At 40.7% G+C, this 21853-nt stretch carries 22 protein-coding genes; 8 read left to right on the forward strand and 14 right to left on the reverse strand.

Annotation, left to right across the window (positions count from 1 at the left end):
- Positions 1-27: 27 nt before the first annotated feature.
- Both P7J58_RS02420 and P7J58_RS02425 read right to left on the reverse strand, forming a co-directional pair.
- Positions 28-723 (reverse strand): LrgB family protein, encoded by a 696-nt coding sequence (locus tag P7J58_RS02420; protein WP_408555551.1) that lies wholly within the window; start codon positions 721-723, stop codon positions 28-30.
- Positions 716-1096, reverse strand: coding sequence for a CidA/LrgA family protein (locus P7J58_RS02425; RefSeq protein WP_408555550.1), 381 nt, complete (start codon positions 1094-1096; stop codon positions 716-718). The genes P7J58_RS02420 and P7J58_RS02425 overlap by 8 nt, the downstream gene beginning before the upstream one ends.
- Positions 1097-1389: 293 nt before the next feature.
- On the opposite strand from P7J58_RS02425, the gene P7J58_RS02430 reads away from it, so the two are divergent.
- The 3 genes from P7J58_RS02430 to P7J58_RS02440 are packed head-to-tail and all read left to right on the forward strand — an operon-like array spanning position 1390 to position 3507.
- Positions 1390-1716, forward strand: coding sequence for a PadR family transcriptional regulator (locus P7J58_RS02430; protein WP_002937550.1), 327 nt, complete (start codon positions 1390-1392; stop codon positions 1714-1716).
- A complete protein-coding gene (locus tag P7J58_RS02435; RefSeq protein ID WP_014735380.1) occupies positions 1703-2458 on the forward strand; it encodes a DUF1700 domain-containing protein in 756 nt (251 codons plus the stop codon). Before P7J58_RS02430 ends, P7J58_RS02435 begins: the two co-directional genes overlap by 14 nt.
- On the forward strand, positions 2455-3507 hold the full coding sequence (locus P7J58_RS02440; RefSeq protein WP_408555549.1) for a DUF4097 family beta strand repeat-containing protein: 1053 nt from the start codon (positions 2455-2457) through the stop codon (positions 3505-3507). Before P7J58_RS02435 ends, P7J58_RS02440 begins: the two co-directional genes overlap by 4 nt.
- Before the next feature lie 51 nt (positions 3508-3558).
- Here the strand turns inward: P7J58_RS02440 and P7J58_RS02445 are convergent, their stop codons facing one another.
- Positions 3559-6018, reverse strand: coding sequence for a YhgE/Pip family protein (locus tag P7J58_RS02445; protein ID WP_408555548.1), 2460 nt, complete (start codon positions 6016-6018; stop codon positions 3559-3561).
- Positions 6019-6144: 126 nt separating this feature from the next.
- Between P7J58_RS02445 and P7J58_RS02450 the strand changes: the two genes are divergently transcribed.
- The 4 genes from P7J58_RS02450 (at position 6145) to P7J58_RS02465 (ending at position 9301) form a co-directional block, all read left to right on the forward strand.
- Positions 6145-6678: a TetR/AcrR family transcriptional regulator gene (locus tag P7J58_RS02450; protein WP_029186989.1), complete on the forward strand. Its 534-nt coding sequence runs from the start codon at positions 6145-6147 to the stop codon at positions 6676-6678.
- Between the two features lie 83 nt (positions 6679-6761).
- Entirely contained in the window at positions 6762-7745 is a 984-nt protein-coding gene (locus P7J58_RS02455; RefSeq protein WP_408555547.1) for an ATP-binding cassette domain-containing protein, read from the forward strand.
- A complete protein-coding gene (locus P7J58_RS02460; protein ID WP_024380162.1) occupies positions 7738-8517 on the forward strand; it encodes an ABC transporter permease in 780 nt (259 codons plus the stop codon). Before P7J58_RS02455 ends, P7J58_RS02460 begins: the two co-directional genes overlap by 8 nt.
- Position 8518: 1 nt before the next feature.
- A complete protein-coding gene (locus P7J58_RS02465; protein ID WP_024402009.1) occupies positions 8519-9301 on the forward strand; it encodes an ABC transporter permease in 783 nt (260 codons plus the stop codon).
- A gap of 49 nt (positions 9302-9350) precedes the next feature.
- Here P7J58_RS02465 and P7J58_RS02470 read toward each other — a convergent pair whose 3' ends face one another.
- From P7J58_RS02470 to P7J58_RS02480, 3 genes are all read right to left on the reverse strand, one after another.
- Positions 9351-10178 carry a Cof-type HAD-IIB family hydrolase gene (locus tag P7J58_RS02470; RefSeq protein WP_105146253.1) on the reverse strand — a complete coding sequence of 276 codons (828 nt, stop codon included), beginning with the start codon at positions 10176-10178 and terminating at the stop codon, positions 9351-9353.
- Between the two features lie 11 nt (positions 10179-10189).
- Positions 10190-11422: a CapA family protein gene (locus P7J58_RS02475; RefSeq protein ID WP_105146254.1), complete on the reverse strand. Its 1233-nt coding sequence runs from the start codon at positions 11420-11422 to the stop codon at positions 10190-10192.
- Positions 11423-11754: 332 nt separating this feature from the next.
- A complete protein-coding gene (locus tag P7J58_RS02480) occupies positions 11755-12693 on the reverse strand; it encodes a dihydroorotate oxidase (protein WP_104929950.1) in 939 nt (312 codons plus the stop codon).
- Between the two features lie 223 nt (positions 12694-12916).
- On the opposite strand from P7J58_RS02480, the gene gdhA reads away from it, so the two are divergent.
- Positions 12917-14263 (forward strand): NADP-specific glutamate dehydrogenase, encoded by a 1347-nt coding sequence (gene gdhA / locus P7J58_RS02485; RefSeq protein WP_408555546.1) that lies wholly within the window; start codon positions 12917-12919, stop codon positions 14261-14263.
- 792 nt (positions 14264-15055) lie between these two features.
- On the opposite strand, the gene P7J58_RS02490 is transcribed toward gdhA, so the two are convergent.
- From P7J58_RS02490 to P7J58_RS02525, 8 genes are all read right to left on the reverse strand, one after another.
- Positions 15056-15634 carry a DUF4352 domain-containing protein gene (locus P7J58_RS02490; RefSeq protein ID WP_105146256.1) on the reverse strand — a complete coding sequence of 193 codons (579 nt, stop codon included), beginning with the start codon at positions 15632-15634 and terminating at the stop codon, positions 15056-15058.
- Positions 15635-15652: 18 nt separating this feature from the next.
- A complete protein-coding gene (locus P7J58_RS02495; protein ID WP_105146288.1) occupies positions 15653-16501 on the reverse strand; it encodes a mechanosensitive ion channel family protein in 849 nt (282 codons plus the stop codon).
- Between the two features lie 84 nt (positions 16502-16585).
- On the reverse strand, positions 16586-16750 hold the full coding sequence (locus P7J58_RS02500) for a hypothetical protein (RefSeq protein ID WP_161944743.1): 165 nt from the start codon (positions 16748-16750) through the stop codon (positions 16586-16588).
- A 182-nt stretch (positions 16751-16932) separates the two neighbouring features.
- On the reverse strand, positions 16933-17334 hold the full coding sequence (locus P7J58_RS02505) for an SMI1/KNR4 family protein (RefSeq protein ID WP_105146257.1): 402 nt from the start codon (positions 17332-17334) through the stop codon (positions 16933-16935).
- A complete protein-coding gene (locus tag P7J58_RS02510; RefSeq protein ID WP_105146258.1) occupies positions 17334-17939 on the reverse strand; it encodes an HNH/ENDO VII family nuclease in 606 nt (201 codons plus the stop codon). The genes P7J58_RS02505 and P7J58_RS02510 overlap by 1 nt, the downstream gene beginning before the upstream one ends.
- Positions 17940-17984: 45 nt before the next feature.
- The gene (locus P7J58_RS02515; RefSeq protein ID WP_105146259.1) at positions 17985-19667 is read right to left on the reverse strand and encodes a hypothetical protein; all 1683 of its coding nucleotides are present in this window, start codon (positions 19665-19667) and stop codon (positions 17985-17987) included.
- Positions 19668-19676: 9 nt separating this feature from the next.
- Complete coding sequence (locus P7J58_RS02520) at positions 19677-20738, reverse strand: hypothetical protein (protein ID WP_105146260.1); 1062 nt, start codon at positions 20736-20738, stop codon at positions 19677-19679.
- 10 nt (positions 20739-20748) lie between these two features.
- The gene (locus tag P7J58_RS02525; protein WP_153051911.1) at positions 20749-21846 is read right to left on the reverse strand and encodes a hypothetical protein; all 1098 of its coding nucleotides are present in this window, start codon (positions 21844-21846) and stop codon (positions 20749-20751) included.
- Between the last annotated feature and the right edge of the window lie 7 nt (positions 21847-21853).

The following is a 21853-nucleotide window of genomic DNA, read 5'->3' on the forward strand; positions in this document are numbered from 1 at the left end:
ACGGTTGGAATTCCTACCGTAGTTTTTTTATTGTAAGATAATCTGCGCAACTATAGGACTAATCACCACATACATAATTCCTGTAATCCCAATAGCTAAGCCAGCCATCGCCCCTTGCGTATGCCCATATTTTATCGCTGTACCCGTTCCAATGGCATGCCCTGTTCCTCCCAAAGCAAGACCAACAGCTACCGGATCTTCAATTTTTAGTAGCTTTAAAAAGATTGGGCCAAGAACACTTGTCAGAATCCCTGTTGCAACAACGACTACAAGAGTAATAGTTGCTATCCCTTGCATTTTATCAGTAATACCAACAGCCATAGCAGTGGTGACTGATTTTGGAAAAAGAGATATTGCTAGAAAAAAATCCATCCCAAACCATTTGGCAATTAGGGCAGTAAAGACAGTATTGACAATACAGGCAACAAAAATTCCCAAAAGAATACTTCGAATGTGATGTTTCATTAGATGGAAAGAACGATACAAAGGAATACCCAGAGCTACTGTTGAAGGCACAATAAGCATATTTAGATAGGACCCTCCTGCATAATATTCCTTATAGGAAATACCTGTCATTTTTAAAAAGACAATAATCAATCCTGTAGCTACCAACAGTGGGGTTGTGATTGGATGAGGAAATCTCCGATAGATCAGCATTCCAATTAAATATGCTGCAATTGATAACATAATACCAAAAATAGGATTCGAAAAAAGTTCAGTCATGAATTCCCTCCGCATCAATGTAGTCACCTTCAAACTTTTGCTTCACAAATTGAACAACAAGACCAATTACTAAGATATTTAAAAAAATGGCGCCTAAAATGACGACGATAATAGGAAGTAAATAATCTTTAATTGCATCAAATCTCTCCATAATGCCCACTGCTGCAGGCAAAAAAAGAATGGTCATGTTAGCCAGCAAAAAATTTCCAACCGAATGAATATGGCGAAGACGAATCAATTTGAACTCTAGGGCTAAAAATAGGAGGATTAAGCCAATAATACTTCCCGGAATAGGAAGATGAAAAATAGTCGAAATAGCTTCCCCTAAAAATGAAAATACTAGAATAATCATAAACTGAACATATAGCTTCATCTTTACACCACCTTAAATACTACTAATCCATCTGAGGTCATTCTCTTTTAGTCCAGAAAATCCCTTAATGTTAGTACTGTTATTAAGTTTACTACTCTGAAATTATTTTTCAAGGCTATAAAACGCTTACACCTTAAAAATTTGTCCTAAGCTATTTTATTTATTTTGCACATAATCACTTGACAATTTATTTTTGTAGGTGTATATTTAATATATAACAAGATTTGATATATACAACTGAACGCCATATATCAAAACCGAACCTAACTAACAACAAAGGAAAGGAGCGTCCTATGCATTTTCCAGTCCCCGCAGTGCTGACAGAATTTCTCATCATGGCTATTTTGGAATCCGATGATTCTTATGGCTATGAAATCTGTCAGACCATTAAATTAATTGCCAACATCAAGGAGTCCGCCCTCTATCCCATCCTAAAACGATTGGAGCAAAATGACTTTTTGACTACTTATTCCCAAGAATATCAGGGTCGTATGCGCAAGTATTATAGCCTAACTCAGTTAGGTCACGAAGAATTGGTCCGACTCAAAGATGACTGGGATACCTATACAAACACGATAAACGGCATCATAGAAGGGAGCGTCCGCCATGACAAGAACTGAATACATGGAGCAGTTAGAAAAATATCTCAAAAAACTGCCCCACAAAGAATACTTTGAAGCCATCAGCTTCTTTAATGAGTATTTTGACGAGGCTGGACCAGAGCATGAAACAGAAATTATAGAAGAACTTGGTTCACCAAAAGAAGCTGCCAGCGAACTCATTAACAACATGCTCAACAAGCAAATCCAGGAGGAGAAGGATCAACAAGAGCCTGTTCAACTCAACTGGAAACTCTGGGTTGGTCTGGGAGCCTTAAGTATGACAGGTCTCTTCTCTTTCTTCCTACTCTTTATCATGGGAGAGTTTATCGGAGTCATTCCTCTGTTTGCGACTCTTATCCTCGGCGCCTTTTTCCTCGGTCGCTACTTCCGTAATTTTAGCCAAACAAAACGAACGCTCTGGTTGGCTATCCTAGCTGTCATTTCCCTGCCTATCGCCATTCCACTTTTGCTCATTCTCCTAGCTAGTCTATTAGGATTGGTGGCGCTCATCTTGGCCCTCATTGTCGGTGCCTTTGTTTTGGGTGTCGGACTTCTCACCAGCGGTGGCTATCTGATTTGGGAAGCCTTTAGCCTTATGTCAGAAGGATTCAATATCTTCCTCATGGGGTTTGGCTCAGGTTTGTCTTTGATTGGCGGAGCTATTCTCATCTACATCTTGACTGGATTTTTTGCCTACTGGTCTTGGCGACTGGTCAAGGCTTGCTTCAAATGGATCTTGAAACGAGGTAAACGAGCATGAAAAAGAAACTTACCATCGCCATTATTATCGGCTTTGTCAGCCTGATTGCAGGCTTAATTCTAGCTGGCATTGGATTTTTCACCGGAGGCATAACCCGCTTAGAAGAGGTTGCTGCTCCAACGGAAGTCCATAAGACCTTCACAGATTTGAATACCATTAAAATTGATTTTATCCCCCACAGCGTCTATATCAAGGAGTCTAGTGATAACAACTATCATGTGACCTATGCCAACTCCGACAACAATATCCAAAACCCTCTAAACCTCAGTGAGAAAGACGGCGTCTTAACCCTCTCTGCACAAGAACTAGAATTTGCCATTGAGGGAATCATGCAGTATTTAGGAGAAAGCCTAGCCCAACGTCGTATCAATGTCTTCTCAGTCACCATTGAAGTGCCTAAAGGGAAGACACTGAATAAATTAGAGGGAGATCACTTCTATAAGTCTGCTAGTTTCGTGATTGAAAATGTCCATATCAAAGAGGCGAATCTGTCTGGTGGTGTCGATCTTAATAAGGTGACCATTGATAGCGGTCAGATTGAAACAGGCTACTTCCAAGCGACACAATCCACTCTAAAAGATATGCACATCAACCTACAGGGAAGCAGCGTCCGCCTATCTGAAACTAGCTTGGAAGCAGTAACCATTGAGGGCTATAGTCAACTGGATAGCAGACAACTAACTCTTCTTGGCGATAATCGCTTCACCCCCTCTGACACCTATTCTTCTACAACAAACTTAGACCTGACAGACAAGAGTCTGGCAAACAGCAACCTGCTCATCAACCTCCAGATTGACAAGAAAAAATTGGCAGAAGCCCTAGGTTATTACTATGAAGATGAATCTGATTTGGAAGAGATGTTCAACCAAGACCCTTACTTAAAAGAGCAGCTGAAGGCAGTCGGCATTTTCACTAGTGATAAGTACACCAAACTCCCTGTCAAGACAGAGGGTGACAAACAAACCCTGACCTTAGAAAACAAAGGTAGCAAGAACAAACTGACCATTGAAGCCACCAATGCGACAATCAATTTAGGGACACCAAAATAACCACATCAACCAAAAACCAACTGTTCACACATGGAGCAGTTGGTTTTATTATTATTCATCTTTTTGATTATAAATCAAGAGACCAAGTCCCATAAAGCCTACTAAGAAGAGGCTCAGCATCCAAACTTGATGACTACTATTTCCAACCATTGAAATGGTTTGACGAAGACCTGAAACAGAATAGGTCATTGGAAGATAAGGCTGAATGACTTGGAAGAAGCGTGGGCTAAGTTCGATCGGATAGGTACCTGCACTTGAACCCAGTTGCAATAACAAGATAATTAAACTTGCAAAGGAACCGAACCGATTATTCCAACCCACCAAGGCTGTAACGAGGGCCATGAAGGTCCAAGAGGCTAAGAGGATTAATCCCAAGGTTGCCATTGGATGAGCCGGATCGATTCCAATCAAGCGAAGAACACCGTACAGAATCACTGCTGCTAGGCTGGCTATCGTACCATTCAGTAACAATTTCCCTTTAGCCCAATCCCAACGATTTTTGTAGGAACGATTATCAATGTGTTTGACAAAAATAACATTCGCAGATAAGGCTGCAACCATCAATGCGACAGATACCATGTAAGGAGCCATTCCGACACCGTTGGTCTTCACATCATCTTGGTCACTGTGTTCCAAGGTGACTGGTTGAGAAACTGCTTGTGCATTTTTGTCTTCTACAGAGATGACTGATAGTTGTTGACTGGCTGAGCTGAGTGAATTTGTTAATGTTTCACTACCTGTACGAAGACTGGAGATACCGCTTGTCAAGGTTTGACCGCCACTAGCTAATTGATCAGCACCAGCAATCAATTGCTGACTGCCAGAAGCCAATTGTCCTGAACCACTGACAAGTTGACTGGAGTTGGATGCCAAGGTTGCCAATCCTGATGTTAACTGGCTACCTCCTGATTGGATGCTACTATTATTCGCAACCAACTGAGCTCCACCCTCTGCTAATTGAGCAACACCTGCGGTATAGGCTGTTACTCCTGACATGAGTTGACTCGCTCCATTTGATAATTGCGTTTGAAGTTGACTCACACCACTCGTCAAGGTTTGAGTGCCTGGTAGAACTTGCTGGTTCAAGGCGGTGTTGACCTGACTCAAACCACTTGATAGGTTTTCAATGGCTGTTGTAGCTCCTGGCAATGCTTGATTGGCAGCCGTGTTGATCTGACCGACAGCTGATTGCAGCTGGCTCATTTGTGTGGCCATGCCAGAAAGACTTTGTAGGCTAGATAAGGCTTGACTGAGTTGAGACAATTGACCCAAAATCGCTTGGGCTGCTGTCGCTGTTGTCGAAGGTGAATTTTGGAGAGCTCCAACCAATTCAGCTTGCTGATCAGCTGTCAAGTTTTGATAGGTAGCCGTTGCTTGCAAGGCTTCAATGCTTGCTGTTTTATCAGCTTGTGCTGCTGTCAACAATCCTTGAGCTTGAGCCCCCATCTCTGTCAAGAGGCTAGATAGAGTAGAGGTATCTACTGCAAGTCCTCCGATACTTGATAGGCTACCATTTAATTGATTGATGGCCGCTTGCAACTGAGGAAGCCCTGTCAATAAGGCCTGGATCTGACTAGACTGGTCCGCAGACAAACTAGTTGAACCAGCGAGTTGCTCCAAGCCTGCCTGCAATTGATTGGCTCCTGTTACCAGTTGTTCAACCTGACTAGCTCCTGATTGCAATTGTCCCACCCCAGCAATGAGCTGAGAGGAATTGGCATTTAATTGCTCCGCACCTGAAGCAAGACTAGCTACCCCATTTGTATAGGTTGTTAAGCCACTGGAAAGTGTTTGACTGCCTGTCGCAGCCTGATTGACTCCATCTGTATAAGACACAACCCCAGTAGCCAATTGGTTTGCTCCTGTCACCAGTGATTGGCCTGATGAAGATAAGGTAGATAAGCCTGATGATAGAGTCTGACTTCCGGTTTCTAATTGACTAGCTCCATCTGTCAATTGTTGACTTCCATCTGCTGCCTCAACCATGCCGTTTTGAATCTCTCCCATGCTATCAAAAACGGCAGAGGTATATGTTTCAGTAATCGTCTCTGAAACAGATGTCTTTAATTTCTCCATAGCTGATTCGCCCATCTTAGAAGCGACAAAGCTGTGACCCTTAGATGTTTGATAGGAAATTGTTAGTGGTTTAGGCTGTTCCGTCAAGAGACTGGATGCTTTTTCTGATAAATCTTCTGGTAGGGTGATGACCATGTAATAGTCCCCTTCTTCCAAACCTTTTTTCGCATCCGTTTCTGATACGAAGTGGAAATCCAGACTCTTGCTCTCTTTCATATTATCCACCATATCATCACCAATGGTGAGGGTTTTATCTTGAAAGCTCGCCGACTGGTCTTGATTGACAACTGCCACAGGCAACTGATCTAGTCGGCCGTAAGGGTCCCACATAGAGGTTAGGAAACTAATGTTATATAAGGCTGGGACACAGGCAACACCGAGAATGGTGATCAAGGTCATTGGTTTTTTGAAAAAATTCTTTACTTTTTCCGACATAAGAACCTCCTTTAGACATCCTGTCCAAAAACTGATAAAATACATTATACAAGTATCATTTTCAAAATCAAGTAGGAAGAATCGTTTTTAGACAATGTGTCTAAAAATGTATAAATGGAGCAAAAAATGGGAACAGATAATCGGAAAGAACGGACACGACAGGCTATTTTAGAAGCAATGGTGACTTGCCTAGAAACTCAAGGATTTAACGAAATTACAACCACCCACCTCGCTCAAACAGCAGGAATTAGTCGCTCTAGTTTTTATACCCATTATAAGGATAAATATGAATTGATCGACTCCTACCAACAGGGACTTTTTCACAAATTAGAGGCTATATTTGACCGTTATGATGGCAATCGCCAATCATCATTTTTAGAAATTTTCGAATTGCTCTATCGTGAAAAATTGCTTTCTGCCCTACTGACCCATAACGGAACTCAAGAAATCCAAAATTTCTTGATTAACAAAGTCAGATTGCTGGTCGCAAATGATTTGGCTGAGCGTTTGGGGAAAGAAGATTTATCACCACTTGAAAAAGAATACAGCAGCATCTATTTTTCGCATGCCTTCTTCGGTATCATGCAGGTTTGGATAAAAAATGGGAAGCAAGAATCACCTCAATATATGACCGATTTTCTAATCAAAATGTTACCGTAATCATTATTTTCTACCTTTACCCCCTTAAGAAATATGGTATAATAGCTTTATCGTGCAAACGTTTTCTTAAAGGAGATGATGAAATGATTCAAGCTGAACATCTATCAAAAACCTATTCCATCATAGATAAGGAAGTCGGTCTCAAAGGTTCTATTAAGGCCTTTTTCAAACCCAAGAAAAAGAAAATCCCTGCCGTCCAAGATATTTCCTTACAGGTAGGAAAAGGAGAAATCATCGGCTATATCGGCTCCAACGGTTCTGGTAAATCCACCACCATCAAAATGCTTACCGGAGTCCTCTATCCAGACCAGGGCTCAGTCCGAATCAACGGACTCAATCCGCAAGAAAATCGCAAGGCTGTCAATAAGCAAATCGGGGTACTCTTTGGACAAAAATCCCATTTGGATTGGAACTTGCCTGTCCAGGAATCTTTTATCCTTCACGCAAAAATTTATGATGTTCCAGATAAGGTATTCAAAGAGCGATTAGCTGTCTTGATTGATCTATTGGACTTGGCTGATATTATGAAGCAACCAATCCGTAATCTGTCACTCGGCCAACGGGTTCGTTGTGAATTTGCAGCTATCTTTATCCACCAGCCTGCCGTTGTCTTTTTGGACGAGCCAACCATCGGTTTGGATGCCAGCGTCAAGGAGACCATTCGCTCCTTCATCCGCTATATGAATCAGCAATACCAGACCACCTTTTTGATTACTTCCCATGATATGAAGGACATCGAGAGCCTCTGTGAGCGGATTTTTATCATTGATAAGGGTAAGAAGGTCTATGATGGTTCACTGACCGTCCTCAAAGAGCGCTTTTCCACAGTGAAGACCATTCTATTTTCCACAGAAAAGCCGATTGAAAAAGACTTGCAACTAGAAGGCTGGGAATTTGAACGAATAGATGACTTTCACTTTGAAATCCACTACCAAAGCAAGTTTTGGACCAGTGCTCAAGTGATCGAGCAAATCTTTAATCATTATTCGGTTGAAGATGTCACCATGAAGGAATTGGAAATTGAAACCATGGTCCGCCAAATTTATGAGGAGGGTATCCATGCGTAAATATCTCTACATGACCCGCCTGACCATGATGAATGCCATGCAGTACAAGGCTTTCTTTCTAGCGACCTTCGTTTCACTGGCAGTGAAGATTTTAGTAGCTCTCTATGTCTGGAAAACCATTTTCTTCACTCAATCAGAAGTCAATGGCTTTACCCTGCAAACCTTTACTACATATATCATCTTTGCTAATTTATTAGCCAGTTTAAATTCTTTCTCACTTGGTGAAGATTTGTCTTATAGCATTTTGAAAGGAAGTATTGCTGGAGAATTTCTCAGACCCTATTCCTTTATCCTAGCCCTCTTTTTCAAGGACCTTGGAAACAAGCTCTTGGAACTGATAAAATTTGCCATCGTATTTATTGGTATTCTACTTGTTCATCAAGATTTCTACCTGCCTGATGGCCAGACCATTTTGCTCTTTCTAGTCAGTTCGATTCTAGGGATGTTTATCGTTCAATTGCTGGATATGGCTTTTGGCTTCTTAGCATTTTTTACGGTCAATGCCTGGGGAGTTATGCTCCTACGGATGGGGCTTTTCAATTTGGCTTCTGGAGCACTCTTGCCACTCAGTTTTTATCCACAGTCTGTGGAAAACTTTTTGAAACTCCTTCCCTATAATTATGCAGTTAACGTTCCTGTTTCCATTTTATTAGGACAGGAAAGCGATCTAAGGGCTTTGGGGTTGCAAGTTCTCTGGATACCATTCCTCGCTCTCTTCATCGCTGCTCTTTGGTCCCAAGCCAAGCGTCGTATTGTCATTTTTGGAGGTTAACATGAAGAAATATATCAGCCTCTATCTATATAACATCAAGGTCTACATGATGGCCCAGATGTCCTTTCGGGTGGACTTCTTCATCGGGCTTTTCTCCTCTTTGATTGAACAAATTGTCTACCTGATTTTCCTCAACATCCTCTTTGGAAATATCAAGGAAATCGCTGGTTTCAACTACGGTCAAATGCTTTTCATCTATGGAATAGCCACCGTCGGACGCTCCATTCACTTGATTTTCTTTGATAATCTCTGGATGTTTGGCAGTCGCTATATCCGACAAGGCGAATTTGAACGCCTCCTCCTCATGCCTGTCAATCCTCTTTTTCAGCTAATTTGCGAACGAATCCAGCCACAAGGAATCGGAACAACGCTTATCGGTTCCCTTGCACTAGCCCAGGCTTCCAAGGAACTGGGTATGGAATGGAGTCTTGGAAAACTAGCCTTACTAATCTTTATTGCCATTTGTATCGGGCTACTCTATGCAGCCATTCAACTCGGTCCAACCGCTCTAGCATTTTGGATTGTGGAATCATTTCCTTTGACTATGGGAATTTTCGCCCTCAATCAGATGGCTCAATACCCACTCAATATCTATCCAAAAATCATTCAAATCCTGCTGATATTTGTTTTCCCTTATGCTTTTACAGCCTATTTCCCAGCCCTCTACTTCTTAGACTTGTCTATGTGGGGACTGGCTCTGCCACTGGTTGTCCTAGTCTTATTTACCATCAATTACAAACTCTTTCGCTATGGTATGACCAAATTCACCAGTGTTGGAAATTAAAAAAAGCTAGCATTCTCTGGATTGAGAGCACTAGCTTTTTTCTATATACTTATAAAATATATTCTTCAATGACCTGAAGCACACCTGCTTCCAAATGGCTTGGAGCCATGTATTTGGCAACTGCCTTGACCTTGTCTGTCGCATTTTCCATGGCATAGGAATACCCAACATAGGACAATAACTCAATATCATTGTCTGAATCACCGAAGGCCATGACTTGATCAGGTTGTATTACCAGATCCTTCAAAACCTGTTCCAATCCCCATGCCTTATGAATCCCTTCTGGCAATATATCAATAGAGCCATAGCCACTGGTGACTGCAACCAGCTGACCTTGAAAAGCCTGGTTAAACTCTTCCGTTATCGATTCTACACGCGCTTCCGGAACCCAAAGACCAACCTTGTATATCGAATCTGAAACTGGATAGGCACTGAGGTCGTCTAGGTAGATCACACGATTTTGGAAGGCAGTCATTTGTTCGGGTTCAATGGGCAAATCCGTCCCTGCAAATGGCATCCCTGCCCCAGCCTGCATATAAATGTTTTCTTCATTCGACAACATCAAACACACATCTGCCCAACGCCCTTTGAAAAATTCTAATATGGCTTTGGTTTCTTCTTGCTGAATGGTTCGCTGAATGATGGTTTTGCCAGCCTGATAGACATGGGCACCATTATCTGCTACAAAGATTAATCTGTCTTCAAATCCTTGGAATAACTGAAGTAATCTACCTATTCCATTACCACTAGCGATAACAAAAGGAATCTTTTTCTGATCTAGTTGATCCAAAACCCGTGAAAATCGCTCTCTATCAAAACTCCCCTGACCATCTAAAAAGGTCCCATCCATGTCTGTTGCGATTAATCGAACTGTCATCTTCTCTCTCCTCACCATACCAAATTGACAAAGTCTTTCATTTCTTGATAGGCTGCATCCACACGCGCCTGTGTATCTAGATCCAATTGTCCATAGTATCGACCACCAGCGACCCAGTCTTCCAATACATAAGTCTGATAGCTAAAACGCTCATAACCATCCAGTGAATACATTCCCTGAGAGATACGATTCACCCAGGTTGGATGGGCTTGAGCAGTTTGAATACTTGTCTGCCCATTCTCTTTTTGAATCCTTATATCCATCAAGACACCCCGCTCGGTCCATTGGGAATTTGGTGTATCATCCATACTCTCAATACGCTGATTGGACAGGAAATTCCCCATCGAATAGATAATCAATTTTCTCTGGCCATCTTTTTCAATAATCTCTGCGGGCTCGACTACATGCGGATGCCCACCAAGAACGATGTCTGCTCCCCAATCAATCATTTGATGGTACAAACTGGTCTGTTCCTCCGTAGGCTCCAACTGGTATTCCACACCCGTCTGAGGCATGACGATGGTAATATCCGCCTCTTTCTCAGCTCGCTCAATCTCTGCCCGCATCTTTTCTTTATCAAAATCCGATAAATAGGCATCATATTCCTCCTGACTCAGCAAAGCCTCCATCCCGTTGAAACCGTAAGCATAGGCTAGGACAGCTATACGGATACCATTGACTTCTCGAATGTAGAGTGGTGCAGTTGCCCGATTGCCTTCGGCGTAGACACCGACTGTATCCACACCTGCATCTCTAAATGTATTGACAGTGGAAATCAGCCCTGATAGATGTGAGTCCAAGATATGATTATGGGCTAAGTCCACCAAATCGTAGCCTGCATCATGGATATTGTTGGCGACAATGGCAGGCGCATTAAAAAGTGGGTAACCTGCTAACTCGACATCTGGGGAAATGGTCCCTTCAAAGTCTGCGATAGCGAAATCAGCCTGTTCTATCCAGGGCTTTACGTAGGTAAAATTCTCAGAAAAATCGTAACTTCCATCTGGCTGTTCTGCTCCTCGAAGAATAGGCAAGTGATAGAGCAAATCCCCATGAGCCATGATGCGAACAGAATTATCTGAGTGCATTGATTCTGAGGGCTGATTCAGCCTAGGAACTAGGTGCTCGCTTACAATAATAATCACCAAGATAATAGTCGCTAAGCCACAGATAAAAAACAAATGCAGCTTTGTCCGATAGGACGCATATCGTTTTCTGCGAATATAGTTCGCTCTTTTCTCCATACCTATCCCCTCATACTCCCTACTTAAGAACCTTTGTTCAAAATACAGTCAGTAGTCCCTCAAAAAAATATTTCTTCCATAAAAGTACATCACTTATAAATAGAGGTTCTAATATTAGTATACGACATTTTTGCTAAAAAATCTAAATAAAATCAGAATTCCATCTCACAAATATATGTTTCTGACTATGTATTCCATTCCTCAAACGATTATCAAACCGATCTTCACAGACCATTTAAAAAGAGCTAACATTATCCCCTCGCGACTCCCTAAAAGACTATCTGGGCGAACGGTACAATGTTAGCTTCTTTTTATGTCTTCAACAGATGATTTTAATCATCTAAGTGCTGTAGCTTGCCACGAAAATCTTCAATGGTCTCGTAGCCTTTTTCAGCCATAATGGCCTGCAATTCAGCCGTAATGCGTTCAAAGGCTGCCACACCTTCCTTTTGCAGGGTTGTTCCAACTTGAACCATGCTGGCTCCACAGAGAATGTGTTCGAAGGCATCACGACCGGTCAAAATGCCACCTGTTCCGACAATCTGAATTTCAGGATTCAAGCGTTGGTAGAAGGCATGGACATTTGCCAAAGCTGTCGGTTTGATATATTCACCGCCTATACCCCCAAAACCATTTTTAGGCTTAATGACCACCTGCTCGTCTTCAATATATAGACCATTTCCAATAGAGTTGACACAGTTGACAAACTTGAGCGGGAATTGATTGAAGATGGCGGCTGCCTGGTCAAAATGCACAATATCGAAATAAGGTGGTAACTTAATACCGAGTGGTTTGGTAAAGTAAGTGAAGACTTCCTGCAAGATGGTTTCTGTCGTTTCAAAATCATAGGCAATCTGCGGTTTTCCAGGGACATTGGGACAAGAAAGATTTAACTCTGTCAACCCCTTAAAATCACTGGCTTCTACAGTTCTCAAAATCTCGTGAGTTTCATCAGGCGACATTCCAACTAAAGATAAAACAAATGTGCGTTCTGGCTCCGTTTCCTGCAATTCTAGTAGATAATCCAAATAGTAAGCCAAGCCCTGATTTGGCAAGCCCATCGAATTGATAGAACCAAGCGGAACATTCTGATAACGTGGTTCTGGATTACCCGCGCGGTAGTCCAAGGTTGCTGTTTTTGTTACAAAAGTACCCGCTTTCGAGTTCTTAACCGCATCCAATTCTTCCTTGGTCATGCACCAAACCCCTGCCGCATTCATCAAACAATTATCAAAGGTAAATCCACCGAGTGTCGTTGCTGTTGAAACCATATTATCCTCCATATAGGTCATTCTTTCTTGATTATATCATAAGAAACAAACGGATTTTCTTCATTTACTACTAAGGTTCGGATTTTGCAATAAAAATTTATTAATTTTTTTTAAAATTCTTACATTTTCTTCTTTACATTTAAAAATCATGGTGCTATAATAATTATCAGATAAATTAAATTGTCAGACAATTTAATAAATAAAAAAGAAATCAGGTGACCCTATGTCAAATGCCAAAGCTTACATCCAAGCTTCTTTTGAAGCAGTCAAAGCCCGCAACCCACATGAAACAGAATTCCTCCAAGCTGTAGAAGAGCTCTTCTCTACACTTGAGCCTGTTTTTGAAGCACACCCAGAATACATCAAAGAAAACATCTTGGCCCGTATTGTTGAGCCTGAGCGTATCATCAGCTTCCGTGTTCCATGGACAGATAAAGATGGAAATGTTCAAGTCAACCGTGGCTACCGTGTTCAGTTCAACTCAGCTGTAGGTCCTTATAAAGGCGGTCTTCGCTTCCACCCAACTGTAAACCAATCCATCTTGAAGTTCCTCGGTTTTGAACAAATCTTCAAAAACGTCTTGACTGGTCTTCCAATCGGCGGTGGTAAAGGTGGTTCAGACTTTGATCCAAAAGGAAAAACTGATGCTGAAATCATGCGCTTCTGCCAAAGCTTCATGACTGAATTGCAAAAACACATCGGACCTTCACTTGACGTCCCTGCTGGTGACATCGGTGTCGGTGGTCGCGAGATTGGTTATATGTACGGTCAATACAAACGCCTCCGCCAGTTTGATGCAGGTGTCTTGACTGGTAAACCTCTTGGCTTCGGTGGTTCATTGATTCGCCCAGAAGCAACTGGTTACGGTTTGGTTTACTTCACTGATAACATGTTGGCAGCAAACGGTAAATCCTTCAAAGACCAAACTGTCCTTATCTCTGGTTCTGGTAACGTTGCCCAGTATGCCGTTCAAAAAGCGACTGAACTTGGTGCAAAAGTTATTTCTGTTTCAGACTCAAATGGTTATATCATTGACGAAACTGGTATCGACTTCGACCTCTTGGTGGACATCAAAGAAAAACGCCGTGCTCGTTTGACAGAATACGCTGCAGAAAAAGCAACTGCTAAGTACTTCGAAGGTTCTGTATGGAACTACGATGGCAAGGCTGACATTGCCCTTCCATGTGCGACTCAAAACGAAATCAACGGCGAGCAAGCTGCTGCCCTTGTGAAAAATGGCGTTTACTGTGTGGCTGAAGGTGCCAACATGCCATCTGACCTTGATGCTATCAAAGTTTATAAAGAAAACGGCGTTCTTTACGGTTTGGCAAAAGCTGCCAACGCTGGTGGTGTAGCCGTATCTGCCCTTGAAATGAGCCAAAACAGCCTCCGCCTGTCATGGACTCGCGAAGAAGTGGACGGCCGCCTCAAAGACATCATGGCTAACATCTTCAACACTGCCAAAGAAACTGCTGAGAAATATGACCTCGGCAAAGACTACCTTGCTGGTGCTAACATCGCAGCCTTCGAACAAATCGCTGACGCTATGATCGCACAAGGTATCGTGTAAGCCTTACTATAGTCTTTTAGTTTGCTTTTAGTACTCGCTTCAACAACCTAGGAATAGGTTGTTGAAGGTTGGAGATATTGCGAACGAAGTTCGTGTCAAAAGTCGCAGGCTGTACTAAAGTACGGCAAGACGAGCTCCAACAGTCTGGGAGACTGTTGGAGATTGGAGATAAGGGAACTCAGTTCCCTCATTAGTCGACGTAATAAAAGATAAACTAAATGACGATATAAGCTTACTTTCAGAAAATAGCTTTATACTTAGGGTGTATTCACACACTGGTGCATCCTTCCTTTTCGGGAAATCCCCAAGGTGAATACACTCTAACCGCCTCCAAGCTGACGTGCCAGTTTGGAGGTTTTTCTTACCAAAACAGGCATCATTCATTGAGCCTGGGCTCAAGTCCAGGCTCAATTTTCAGAATTCGTGTCAACATCTCAGCGCAGGGGTTGATTGGCAGATTTGTTCGTGTTATACACTCCAAATCTGACCCATACGAATGATGCGAACTTTGTTCGCTCTATTTCCAACCTCCAAAGGTTTCCCAAACCTTTGGAGCTGTGCGGGGGTGGGACTGAAACAGTTTGGGGAGTGAAATAGCTCGGGGAACTGTTTCAGCTGGTCGCCTAGAAACTAGGAAGCGACCATAGGTACCCGAGCCTTGAAATGCAAAAGTGAGGTTGGAGGTTGGAGATAAGGAAACTTATTCCCTCATTCGTCGACGTAATAAAAGATAAACTAAATGACGATATCAAGACGAAAAAATACCCAGACCAACGGCCTGAGTATGTAACATTATAAGCCTTGGGTGATCAATTCTGACCACATGGCATCTTCATAAATAAAGGCAAAATTGGTTTCATCTTCCACACCATAAATCAATTTGACAGTCATCTTCTCACCTGGTTTGAGTTTTTCTAGGAGGTTGACATCATAGGTCCGAAGATCCAGTGTAAAGGGAATTTCTGTGGTTGGGTCAATCAAACTACAGTAGTATTCATCAAAGAAGACATCCTCAGAAGTCGTATTTTCCAGCTCCAACTCGACCACGTAGGCATGGCTGTAATAAGTGTCCACTAGCTCCACCTGGTCATCAATCCCCATACTTTTGACCGTCATAGACAGGCCATCATAAAAGACAGACCCTTCACCGACCTGGTACTCAACATAGTCATAGCTAGCATCATAGGTAGAATAATCATCGACCGAAGTGGTTCCCAGACTTAGACCGATAAAAAGCAAAAAACAGGTAACCGCTAGGACAAAGGTCATAACCGCTCCGATGATGGTAGTCCAAAACAAGGGCTGACGGTAAAGCGGCTTCTTAGGGTAGTACATCTGCCCATCTTCAATGACAAATTCTTTCTTTTCCATTGTAACTCCTTGATAACTTTACTTACTGATGGCTAGGCTGGTCGTCGGCAAATCAATTCCTGCCTGACGCAAGGCTTCTTGGTAAAAGCCGAAAAACTGATGATAAATCTTGCTCTGCTGACCATGGGCAACAATGAGATTGACCCGGAAGACGAATTGGCCAGAGGCAACTTGTTGGGGGCCCAGAACTGTAACCCCTGTAATCTGGTCAAACTTATTAACCTCTCTCAAGTTGACTTCCTCGATGACCTTATAGACCTCTTCTAAGTCAGTATTAAACTTGAGTGGAATGTCAATCTGAGCCCGCATATCTCCGCGCGACTGGTTGCTGACGACTAGAATATTTCGGTTGGGAATGAAATGCAAGGTCCCGTCAGCATCCCTGACCTGAGTGGTCCGAATTCCCATGCTGACAATGATTCCTGAAATGGTAATAGGACCGTTGGTTAATTTTACCACATCTCCCACGTCAAACTGACGTTCTATCAAGATAAAGAAACCGTTGACTAAGTCCGATAGAAAGCCCTGGGCTCCCAGACCGATGACTACACCCGCCAGTCCCGCGCCAGCTATTAAACTAGAAATAGGCAGACCCAAAATGGTCAAGACGCAGTAGATGAGGATGAAATACAGCAGGTAGCTGAGGATGCTGTCCACTAGACGACTGATGGTTTTCTGCCGGCCGATGTCTTGGGTCGAGATTTTCAGTGAGGGCACCAGAACCTTTTTGACCGACATTTTGGCGAATTTTTTGACGATGTAGAAGGCGACAAAGAGCAAGAGCAGGGATAACCCCTTGTTCAACAACTCCGTCAAAATCGCCTCCGCGTTGAATTGAGACAAATAAGTGTTGATAAATTGATTCATAGTGATATTATAACAGAAATCATATAGAATGACCGAAAAGACCGTCAATCGACGGCCTTTTAAGTTATTTTTCTACAATATTAATCAGTAATTGTAAAACTGTTTCAACATGAAATCCTTATCTTTAGACTGAGAATGAACACTTCCATCTACATATAAGACGTAAGAAATTCCACCTAAAAATCCAGATTCCTCTTTTAACACAATGTATTTACCATATTTAGTTTTTGATTCAATAACAGTTGACATAAAATTCACCTTTACTTTCTATTTTCACAACAATATTTTTCTATAAAATTGTTCAAATTAAACATATATAAACAGGTTTGATGAAAAATGTTTAGTACTATTTTTACCTCAGTATATACACTCCTTTAAAAAGAAGCATCAACATAATACGAGATGGTGGTTGCGCATCAGTTTTAACAATCTTACCTCCTAGATATACATTCATCTAGATATTCTGAAATACTTGACCTTATCTTCTTCTCAACTCCATCTCTCCAAAGAAAGACTCTGCCTTCACTATCAGCTAAAACCAACAACTCGTCTACATGCAACGACTCTAGAACGAACTTATCTTTTGGAAAATCAACATAGGTATCCCTTGCATCTAGAGTCGATTCCACTACATCCATCCATGCATTCGTATTAAAGCCGTTCCACTCAGTTGCGTAGAAACTAACCGCTCCGAACTCCTTTACAAGAATTACATACTCTCTTGGAAATTCCAATCCTAATCGTCTCTCTGCTTCTGTCACTTGAAATTCCGTAGCAGGATCAAACTCTTCGATCGTATCAATTTTTCTGTATTTTTCCACAATTTGGTCCATTAATCTACCTCTTCTCTTCCAAGTAATTCTATGATAGCACGTTTATCTCTCAAAAAAATGGAGTGGTGTTCAACATCCGATCGTCCAGGTTTATGTAACATTTGTTTTGTATATCGCCCTCTATGTTCTTCAAAAGTCAACAAAGCGTAGTGCCCTTCATTTTTTTGACCTATATGATGAACCTCAAGAACTTGTCCATCCTTAATTGGTAGTTTCCCTTCTTTAAGTCTATCCCTATTACTCTTACCTTTGATATCTACTATTTGATCTAGATCTAAAGTTTCAGGAGTGAGAACAAAGCGTTTCTCACCATTTTCTTTAATAGCAAAGGGCTTTGCTTTTAATCCCTTATCTATATAGTGGCGCAATTCGTGCGTATTATATATATCCTTCAGAACTTCTCTAGGATAGAAAGCTCTACCCAACAATTCTGGAAGGGTTTTGAGTCCTTCATGGGAATAGACTGCTTTCTTTTCTGATGAATCTAAATTCGACCGCTCAACATCTGAACCTGCCGACTCGATTTCTACATTTTTAGGTAAAATAGAATGGACTTTTAAATCAAACGACCTCTTCAAATCTTTGATTTTTAATTCATCAAGCATATCTACCTCACTAACCTAAAAACAAGGTCTCTAACAATTACATACTCACTGATACATCACAGCATGATCACTTGGTTTTATCCAAAAAGTACGTTTAATGTTAACTTGATCTTCTTGCTTGACTTCAACAATCAATTGCTTCCCTTGAACTGGTATGGTTTCCTCCTCTTTATCCAGAGGGTGTTCAATGACTACTTCCTCAGACCAAATATACTTTACTGTTGTGCCTAATATTTTTTCAGCTTCAAGATCAACTACATTCATTGTAACTTTTACCTCTTGCCCTTTTTGGATAGCATTCAGCACTACACTAGGCGTAAAAGGTTTGGAGATTAACAACATGCTTGCAAGTAGTATGAAACAAGTCCAATGGCTGGATACTCCGTAGAGATTTTGTCTTTGATGATTGAGTATACATATAAATAAAGATGTTATTCCTATAAGAATCCCTAACTTCAGCAACTCGTACGGATACTGACCATTATAAAAGATCCAAGTTAAGCTCTTTAAGACAACTGGTAAGAGAAGCAAGATTTGCAAAATAGTCTTTTTATACAGAAGAGCTTTATCCACTATAATGTCATATATAAGCATACCAATGAACAACAATAGTACCAAACTAATATAATAACTGTTTGCGATCAGGTAGAGTCCAACTAGTAATAAGTACAATTTTTTCTGATAGGTCAGCAAGGTATTGTAATACTTAATGATGACCGCATAAGATAAAAGAAATAGAATACTACTTACCAACTGCCCAGCTGCAAATAGATTAGCAAGAACTAAATAAAGCAAAAGATTACCAGCATCTGTCATCTTTTCCGTCAGAGATAGATTATGCCGTTCAACTAAACCTTTCAGAAACTCAAAAAGAAGATAGAGCAGAAATAGTGCCCAATTGTAAGGGAAAAAGTTAGTAAGAAAAATTTTCAAACCGATGATAAAATAAATTAATTCTAAGAAAGCAAGCTCCTCATTTGAGTAGTAAGCGACAAATCCAAGTACTAAAGCAAGCAAAAGAACAACTGTCCAAGAAAAATTTGTGCTCACTAAGTAATTCATATATTGTTCCATCTTGCTGTTAATAAATGGATAACAAGTAATCATGAGATAGGAAAGTGATAGGAAAATACTACCCAAACCAAGAGATTTCTTTAGATTACTAAGTCCTAATCTTTCAAAAAGATATACAATATAGGTGACTAACAATGCATAAAAAACGGAAAACAATTTCCCTTGTCCAACAAAAACCAACTGATTCGGATCGGAATTACTCCATAATTGAAAGATTACGCCTAAACCAATAGAATTATATATTAATAACTGAATAAGAGCTGGAACATTAACCATCAAACTTACAACAAACCCCAGTCCACCCAAAATTAACAAGCCAATAGATAAGTTACTAGGCGATGCAAAAAACTCATTAAAAGCCGTAGATGAATAAGAGGATTTTAAATCTGTAATTTGACTTATTAGATAAAATAGGAATAGCGATAACAAAACTCTTGGATACACAAGCTTCCTATCTCCCTCTACTTCTGAGTCTTGTCCTTCCGATTGAGAGCCCTTCTCATTGTTCCAAATGGTATATAAGAGGAATGATTGCAATGAGGCAAAGCAAATTAAATTTCCCAGAGTCATGTTTTGAAAGAGTATAACTAGAAACAGGCAAAGACCAATTAGGTATACAGGGAACTCTTTTGATAGATAAATTGACTTAAACATCCTATCCTCCTAAAAGAACAATTGTATGAAGTAGTAAAAAGACCAAATAATAAAGATTGATATCGGAAACATCTGTAAATTACAATATGGTCTCTTTTTGAAATAGAGAATAAACCCAGCAGAACACAAAATCAAAAGAACAATTGAAAAATATTGAAAAAAATGATTCGCCGTAGCGTATTCTCTAATCGGTACATAAACTATCGTTAATCCTATCAACACTGCCATAAACAAGGTCATTAACAGCAACTTCCTATTGTTCGCTTCCTGTTTTCGAATCTCTAATAAATTCTCTAGACTCTGATCACTCAACTCCATGGAACCATAGCTTGTATAGTATTCATGAGATTTCTGTAAGTCCTGTAGGGGGCCACTCTTAAAATGTAAATCTCCCAGTCGTGCCAAGGCAAAGCTATCGCCCATTTCAGCAGCTTCCAGATATTGTGCGCGAGCCAGTTCCATATCCTCAAATTTATGCTCAGCTATCCAACCTAAGTAAGCTTTTGCTTTTGGAAGCCCCATACTAGACAATTCATTCAAACGACGGATAGTTTCTTCCGAAGCTGTTTCAGCATCTGATATTGTAGAAATACTCTGGAGTTCCTTTTCATAACAACTATAGGGTATAACATAGGCAACTTGGGACTCCAATTCATCTTTCCTAAAGTCATAATAGGATAGATCTGCATCAAAATTCTTCACTTGATGACTAGCCAATATGGCAGCAAGAAGTTGGAGAATCGTTGAACGACGTAGACCAGACATCTCTACTGCATTTCGAACAAAACGATCAATATCCACTTGATGAATCTCATTCCCACTAAGAATTTCCTTATATCCATCAACCTTGCTTAGCAAAATCATACTAGAAGCGGTAATCTCATCTACCCCAGCTGCTATTAATTCATCATAAAGACTGGGTTCCAAAAAAATACCAAATCCACGTTCACTTACTATCTGTTGTAAAGCTGATTCCAATTCGTTTTTTCTAGGAAACACCCATTCTAGATATGAATTTAACGATTTCTTGTACAGAGAAATATCTAAAAAATTATCTTCAATATACTTCATCTACAACCTCCTACCCCATTGATAAAAAGTCTAGCCACATGGACGGATTAGGTGCACAATAGTCTTCCAACCTCTCTGCCTTAGCTTTTGACAGAGCTGATAAAAACATTTCCTGTGCCTGTTTGCCAACCTCTCCCCACATGTGAATGACATGTTGCTCATCTTCCAAAATACCAAACCTAGTCGATTCACTATCCTCAAAGACAAATATAGGATTTTCAAAATAGCGATACATTGAGCTATAGTATCTAATTAAATCTTCTTCATCATCATTTATAGTCCGATAGGAGTCTGCGTATGGATAATGTGAAAAGAGTAAGTAGAACAAGAGGGCTGTTATAGAATAATTTTGGCTCTGTACATCTAAACGTTCTACCCTGCCACGAATATAGGCCGGTTCAGCAAACTCTAAAGGATACTCTCCTTTTTTAGGTGCAATAGGCTCTACAAACTCTCCACTATTTTCCATCTCATCATTCATATAGAGTAAATCAGTAAATTCAAATTGAACATTCAGCTCATCGTCTAATAAAATTCGAGATAGATGAATATCCCCTAAAAGATAACCTGATAGATTCAGTGCAATGACTGAACTCAATAGATGTAGAATAACTTGCCTTAGCTCCGGGTTCGTCCAACCATTCAAGTAGATTCCACTATTGCTAGCCACGAACTTTTTCTCCTGAAGCCAGCTCTTTAAGGTTTGACGCTTTCTTCCATGTAAGTGTTCTAATGGAAAAACGATACCGTATAAATTATTATCATTTTCAATATTAAAATTACTATCCTCATAGTGGTAATTTAACCTTGAATCCTTGTAGACTTTGATATCTTCCCCATCATAAGGTATATCAACAATGTCCACTGGAAAAACCATCTGACCTGTTGTATTAGGATGCTGTATGTAGTACTTTAATCGCAACACCTTCATGTAGCTTCCCTGAAAAAAACGAATATAAAACCGCTCTCCAGTAAGAATATTGGTCAAAACTGGTAGCTCTAAATTTTCATCATAGGGATAAAGAACAGTTTCCCCTTTAAGCCACTGATAGAGCCCCCTACCAAAAATAGCACTTCTAAAAACATTTTTATTGGATTCAGTTTTCATAAAAAAG

It is taken from the genome of Streptococcus suis (assembly GCF_046032535.1).
Classification (GTDB): Bacteria; Bacillota; Bacilli; order Lactobacillales; family Streptococcaceae; genus Streptococcus; species Streptococcus suis_AK.